This is a genomic window from Thermotoga sp., from assembly GCF_021162145.1.
Taxonomy (GTDB): Bacteria; Thermotogota; Thermotogae; order Thermotogales; family Thermotogaceae; genus Thermotoga.
Genome location: NZ_JAGGZH010000104.1, coordinates 1 through 5,978 on the forward strand (window position 1 = coordinate 1; position 5,978 = coordinate 5,978).

Sequence of the window (5,978 nt, forward strand, 5' to 3'; positions counted from 1 at the left end):
ATTTTCAGAGATTATATTTGTTTTGTATTAAATAATCTTTGGCACTTCAACACCTTCGCTCGCTATCTTCAGGTATATGGAAGTGGTTGAGATATTTGCATGGCCAAGAAGGGCCTGTATCTTGTTCAGAGGGATTCCACGCTCCATTAGAGCCACTGCAAAGGAGTGCCTGAAAATATGGGGAGTCACCCTTTTTCTTATCCCGGCCTTTCTGGCGTATCGCCTGACGGCTCTTTGTATTGAACGAACAGAAGGTTTCCTCTCGAAAAAACCGGATCTCATGAGTTCTTCCACCAGATCCTTGGAAACGTTGATGATCCTTTCCTTATTGCCCTTCCCTCTTATCCTTATCCTGGCGGAGTCGTTCAATGAGATATCCTGTATCGAGAGATTCACGAGTTCCGATACCCTCATCCCCGTATTGGCGAGCACTTTGAAGATCGCCCTGTACATCCGATGATCACACACTTCGATGATGCGTTTGATTTCGTCGAGTTCTATGGCTTTTGGAAGCACCACATAACGAGGAGGCTCAGCTTCGTTCCAGAAACGATCCTTCACGTTCAGAATACCTCTGTCCGCTTTCCAGTTGAGGTAGTTTTTCACCACAACGAGTTTGTTACGCTGGGTGGTGGGAGCGTTGCTTGATATTCTGTGTAGATATTCCCTCCAGGAATCAAGGGTGACGGGTTCGTACTCGGCGAACTCCTTCAAAATGGAGCGATACTGGTACAGTGTTCTTTCGCTTCTTTTCTTCACTACCCTGAGATATTCCAAGTATTCCTTCACAGGAACCACCTTCCTGTTTCTAATTATATGGTACAATCGATAACGCCGAAAGAAGAGATAGTATGCTCGAGGGAAAACTTGTAAGGCTCAGGGCTTACAGAAGAGAAGACATAGAAAAAGCACTGGAGTACATTAACGACCCGGAGGTAAAGAAATACCTTGTACGGGGGATCCCATTCCCCTGGCAAAGAGAAGATGAGGAAAAATGGTATCAAAACCTGAACCCCTTCAGCATAAATTCTTACTCATTCGCCATTGAAAAACTGAGCAGTGGAGAATACATAGGGGGTTGTGGTATCAACAAGATCGATTGGAAAAACTCTGTGGCAGAAGTTGGAATATTCTTGGGAAGATCCCGCTGGAACCAGGGGTATGGAACAGACGCCATGAGAATCCTCGTAGGATTCATCTTCGACGAGATGAACATAAACAAGATCAAACTCCACACGTACAGTTTCAACGAACGTGCAAAAAGGGTCTATGAAAAAGAAGGGTTCAAGGTGGAAGGTATCCTGAGGCAAGAACTGTTCAGGGAAGGCAAGTACCATGATATCATCGTGATGGGATTGTTGAGAAGTGAGTGGAGAGATTTCATTGAAATAAATCCCTGAGATCGACCAGCTTCACCTCTTCAGTCTCTTTAAGACCTTCGAAACCGCTTTTGGAAAAGAGATAATAAACGACGGTGAAATCCTCCACACGAAGATCTTTCAAAAGGTACGCAACTTTGTTTCTGAGCCTATTCAGAACACGAATGTCCACTTTTTTGTTCGACCATTTACACTCACCCACATAGAGTGTGTTTCCTTTGACTCCTACAAGATCGATTTCCATGTCTTTGTCCCACCATCTGCCAACTTTTTCCACGCCCACGTTTCTGACCATATACTGCCGGGCGATCTTTTCGAAAGTGAACGAGACGTGTTGATTGAACGTGGAATCTATTCTTCTCAGTGTCTCTTCTCTCAAGCCGCGATATATCAATTCTTTGTTCGGATATATATACCTAAAATAAAACCTCAGGTACTCATCGGACAGGTAATATCTTGGTTTACGCTTTGGCTTTCTGGTCAAAGAGAAAGGAAGTTCTTTTTCAACGAGTCTCAACTCCACCAGTCTTGAAAGATAGACGTTGATGCTCTTGAAATCAATCCCAGAAAGGTTTGCTATTTCCGAAGGAACAGTCTTACCCTGTGCTATCACTTGAAGTATCGAGTAGTAACTTGAAGGATCGTGGAATTCTTCCAGGGTCAGAAATCGTCCTTCTTCCACCAGATATTCTCCCGGTGTGAGTACCTTTTCCACCAGTGCTGTTTGAAAATCTCTGTATTCTGAGAACTCAAGAAGATACAGCGGAATACCACCTGTGACGCTGTAGGCCTTTACATAATCCTCTTCGTTCTCGAAATTCAGGAACTTTGCAGAGTTGAAGAAATCAAGAGGGAGAATCTGATACTGACCGGTTCTTCTGCCGTAAAGAGGGCTATTCTGCGTGAGAGCGATTTTTTCAATCATACCGATGTAGGAACCGCAAAGGATCATTTTAATGCCCATTTTAGAAAATACCTCATCCCACCACCTCTGAAGAACACTCATGAAACTTTCATCACGCATAGGAATGTACTGAAATTCATCAAAAACAACTGTTTTCAAGTCTTTTCGTGTTTCAAACACGTTTTTCAGTAGAGAAAAAAACTCGTCCCAGGAAGAAATTTTCAAGGTAGCTGGTAGTTTCAGAATAGCCTTTATTTCGTCCAAAAAGCGATTCATCAGCTGGAAGCTACTGGAAAGATCTGCTGTGAAAAACAAAGCCTTCTCAAGGCAATTCTGAAGAAGAAACGTCTTCCCCACACGTCGTCTCCCATATACAATTAAAAGCTCTGCCCTGTTACTTGAAGCCTTCCTTCTCAAAAATTCACATTCTTTTTCCCTGTCGATGAGCATCTCCTTCGCCCCCTGAATATTATATATCAACAAAAGATAAATACCAAATTGGTAAATTTAAATTCAGTAAATGTGAATTTATAATTTTTCATAGCCCATTCCATCTGTTCGAATACTTCAAAGTATGATTGTCGTAAAATTGGCATAGTCACATGAGTGTGATTCAAGTGCATCTTTAATAGCGTGCTTATTTTTCACTGCGTTTCCTCTTTAGAGTATCAATGAGGCGTTTATGTATGATATGGCTTGAATAATTCATGAATTTTTTCGGTTGCTTCAAATGCGGTTAAATTGGTTATCGTGCAATATCAATCAGGTTCGGGTAAGGTTGCAGCATCCTCTTTGTAATGCTTCAGGAATGAGTACTCTTCAATGACTCTATCCACTACCTCATCAGGAAATCTCTTCTTAAGAGTCAATCGAGTACTTGAATCGTATCGTGGAATCTCTTCCCGCCAATCTTCGAGATCCAAAAGTGAATATTCCCGATTATTTATTTCAAGGATCTAGACAGGTACTGGTTTAGCTTTAGCATTAAAAGTTCCAAGTACTCGTATGATTCTTGTCGAGTCAAAAACTGTGGGATCGCTATTAGGAACCTTTGTAAGTCCTGAATTGATTTCTTCGATGAGATTAAAATTGTCGGTAGCTTCCTTCAAGATCCAATAGGCGTGAATTCCATGCCCGCTATCTATAATGATTGAAGGTGTAAGGATCCAGGTTTTTAGTTGCTTTACCGCTTCAGTGATCTTCCTTCTTTTTCACAATCTACGTCTATCCATGCTGCCCAGACGTATTTCAGGTTTCCGCAAGTGCCTGAAGAATTGTTTTTTTCTTGGAGCGATGTCAAAATAAACATTTCGATTCTTTGAATGTGGCTGGATGAACTTCGGTGATGTGGAAGAAAAACTAAGACCGCCAGGAATTATCCATCTGGATTCCAAGAAGAAAGGCGAAGATCGATATAGCCATTCTCGGGGAAAGATTTTTAAAGAATTCACCATACCGTGTTAAAATCGGTAGGAAGAATCCTTCTCCCTTTTAAAGGTCTTGGGAGAATACTAAGGATACTAAGCCCTTGGGTTTTGTAGTATTTCTACTATCATCTATATAGCGTACATCTATATAACGTATGGCCTCCCCTATATCACAGATACCTCACTCTAAGAGAACACAAAACTTTTGACTATTAAATTCATCTTTTCGTTGTAAGGATACTCAAATTCGATATAGTCCAGCGTTGAGTAAACGAATTCGTACATATCGAGGTCGAAGGATACACCGCTTCGTTCCAAAAGCTTCAGGACAGTGTATAGGAATACTGTAGGCAGTCAGAATATCTGGTGTATTACTGCCGATCTTCTTTTCTTTTATCCATGAAATTGGTTTAAAGAAAAAAGAAATATGTGATGGGCAGAGTAAAATCTACTTGCTTAAGAGGAGATCTAGGGCATACTTGAAAATAAACATTTCGAGTTCATTACGTTTCATTGATTTGATGACACCTAGTTATTTTGAAAGGACCTGTAATTCTTTGTAAAGTGTGATTTTCGAATCATGTTCGGAAGCAGTTTCTGGATCTTCCAATTTCCATTGTGATTTGTCAAAACATTTTGTAACTTCGATAGTCCCAAACAAACGCCTCGAAGAGATAGATGGGGCCATAAGAGCTTCTTCGTGTACTGTTCTGATTGCTTTTTTAACAGCAAGAATTGAAAGGTTATATCGTTCCGATAGTTCGTTGAAAGGTGCTCCTTTGTGGTAGTCGCACAGCAAAGATAGTTCCTCGCTGTCGGTAATTCTCCATCAAAAAGGTGCACGCGGAAATTATTAAATCTATCGTAGATTCGATGCAGTGTGTGTTCACACACATCGCGGAAGGTTTCTGAATAGTGCTCTCGTTCTTCTTTTGAATATTGCCTTGATTTCAGCTGTTATAGCAAGCTCCATTGCTGTGGGGTGTTCTGACTCATCATCGGTTTCGGTGTGATGATATCGAATAAAAATGAAACCATCTTCTGCCTTTTTGAATGTTTTCTTTTCTCGCCATAGAAGCCGAATTGATTGCTTCCTTATACTCTCCGAAGATGCTCCCACTTATTTTTCTCTCAGCACAGGTTTCCAAAGTTCCTGCTTTACATCTTCCAGTGGAATGTTGAGATCTTTCGAAATTTTTTAGCAACTTTATTGATCGTTTCTTTAAGCTTTTCAAACATCTTCAATGCCATCACCACGGTCAACTTTTTGGTAGCGTCTTAAAAGCTTCAAAATATCCTCTTTGATATAGAGCTTCTTTCCAGATCCCGGAAATTTTACAGGTTTAATGAACCCTTTTCTTTCCATGCGGTACAGCATTAGATAAATCCCTGTTGTTGAAAGACCGGAATGTCCTAAAATCGCTTGGATTTTATTTATGGGTACCCCTTTTTGCAAGTTCGACACCAAGAGTATGCCTGAACATGTGTGGTGTCACGTTCCTTGTGATGCCAGCCTTTTCGTCATACTTTTTCAAGGCTTTTCGTACGGCTCTCGTTGATACTTTCCTATCGAATACTCCTGCTTGTATGGTCTTGCGTATGATGTCGGTTTTATCATGACGATTCTTTCCTTGTTGTCTTTTCCATGGATACGGAGCTTAGCAGTATCTTTTACTATGCGAATATCGCTCTTTCTGAGTTTCAAAAGTTCCGAAATCCTCATACCTGTGTTTGTCAAGAGTTTGAATATAGCCTTGTAATACTCATTGTCAGTAGCGTTTACGATAGCCCTGACCTCGTCCATTTCGAGAGCTTTTGGTAGAGCAATTTCTCAAGAAGTTCAGCGTCATTCCAGAATCTTTTATCGAACCTGAGTAATTCATTATCGGCTTCCCAATTCAGGTACAAGTTTATTTCTCTGCGTTCATGGCTTGTTTGCGGAAATGTGTTTAAGGTAGCGTTCCCAACTGGAACGTGTGAGTGGTTCGAATCTCCGAAATTCTCTGGAGATACTTCTATACTGCTTTATTGCCTTCTCATCTCGCTTCTTTACCGTTTTGAGATATCTGAGATACTCTTTCATGTTTTTTCACCATCTTTTATTATTTTTCATCATTGATAAAAGCATATCAGCACTTTTCATAAGTTGCCAAGTATATCATCAAAAATTGAGAATACTGAGTGTAAGCAGATTTCCGCAAATGACCATTTTTAAAAATGGTGGATTGGAAAAATCAAATTTGGTATATAATATAAATGGTATTTTAC

Annotated in this window: 5 protein-coding genes and 1 pseudogene; 1 reads left to right on the plus strand and 5 read right to left on the minus strand. The window is 40.5% G+C overall.

The window, feature by feature from the left end:
* Positions 1 to 27: 27 nt before the first annotated feature.
* Positions 28 to 789 carry a tyrosine-type recombinase/integrase gene (locus tag J7K79_RS06420; protein WP_296906523.1) on the minus strand — a complete coding sequence of 254 codons (762 nt, stop codon included), beginning with the start codon at positions 787 to 789 and terminating at the stop codon, positions 28 to 30.
* A gap of 62 nt (positions 790 to 851) precedes the next feature.
* Between J7K79_RS06420 and J7K79_RS06425 the strand changes: the two genes are divergently transcribed.
* Complete coding sequence (locus J7K79_RS06425) at positions 852 to 1,400, plus strand: GNAT family protein (RefSeq protein ID WP_296906526.1); 549 nt, start codon at positions 852 to 854, stop codon at positions 1,398 to 1,400.
* Here the strand turns inward: J7K79_RS06425 and J7K79_RS06430 are convergent.
* The 4 genes and pseudogenes from J7K79_RS06430 to J7K79_RS06450 all read right to left on the minus strand — a co-directional run bounded on the left by J7K79_RS06430 (position 1,381) and on the right by J7K79_RS06450 (position 5,514).
* Positions 1,381 to 2,733, minus strand: a complete 1,353-nt coding sequence (locus J7K79_RS06430; protein ID WP_296906529.1) for an ATP-binding protein — start codon at positions 2,731 to 2,733, stop codon at positions 1,381 to 1,383. The genes J7K79_RS06425 and J7K79_RS06430 overlap by 20 nt on opposite strands.
* Before the next feature lie 1,509 nt (positions 2,734 to 4,242).
* Positions 4,243 to 4,509 carry a hypothetical protein gene (locus J7K79_RS06435; RefSeq protein WP_296906531.1) on the minus strand — a complete coding sequence of 89 codons (267 nt, stop codon included), beginning with the start codon at positions 4,507 to 4,509 and terminating at the stop codon, positions 4,243 to 4,245.
* A gap of 432 nt (positions 4,510 to 4,941) precedes the next feature.
* A complete protein-coding gene (locus J7K79_RS06440; protein WP_296906535.1) occupies positions 4,942 to 5,088 on the minus strand; it encodes a hypothetical protein in 147 nt (48 codons plus the stop codon).
* A 52-nt stretch (positions 5,089 to 5,140) separates the two neighbouring features.
* A pseudogene (locus tag J7K79_RS06450) lies at positions 5,141 to 5,514 on the minus strand (tyrosine-type recombinase/integrase).
* Positions 5,515 to 5,978: the final 464 nt, after the last annotated feature.

Bases quoted from the DNA above. Each gene is read 5' to 3' on its own strand.
- J7K79_RS06430 (WP_296906529.1), bottom strand. From the start codon at position 2,733: ATGCTCATCGACAGGGAAAAAGAATGTGAATTTTTGAGAAGGAAGGCT.
- J7K79_RS06425 (WP_296906526.1), top strand. From the start codon at position 852: ATGCTCGAGGGAAAACTTGTAAGGCTCAGGGCTTACAGAAGAGAAGAC.
- J7K79_RS06440 (WP_296906535.1), bottom strand. From the start codon at position 5,088: ATGCTGTACCGCATGGAAAGAAAAGGGTTCATTAAACCTGTAAAATTT.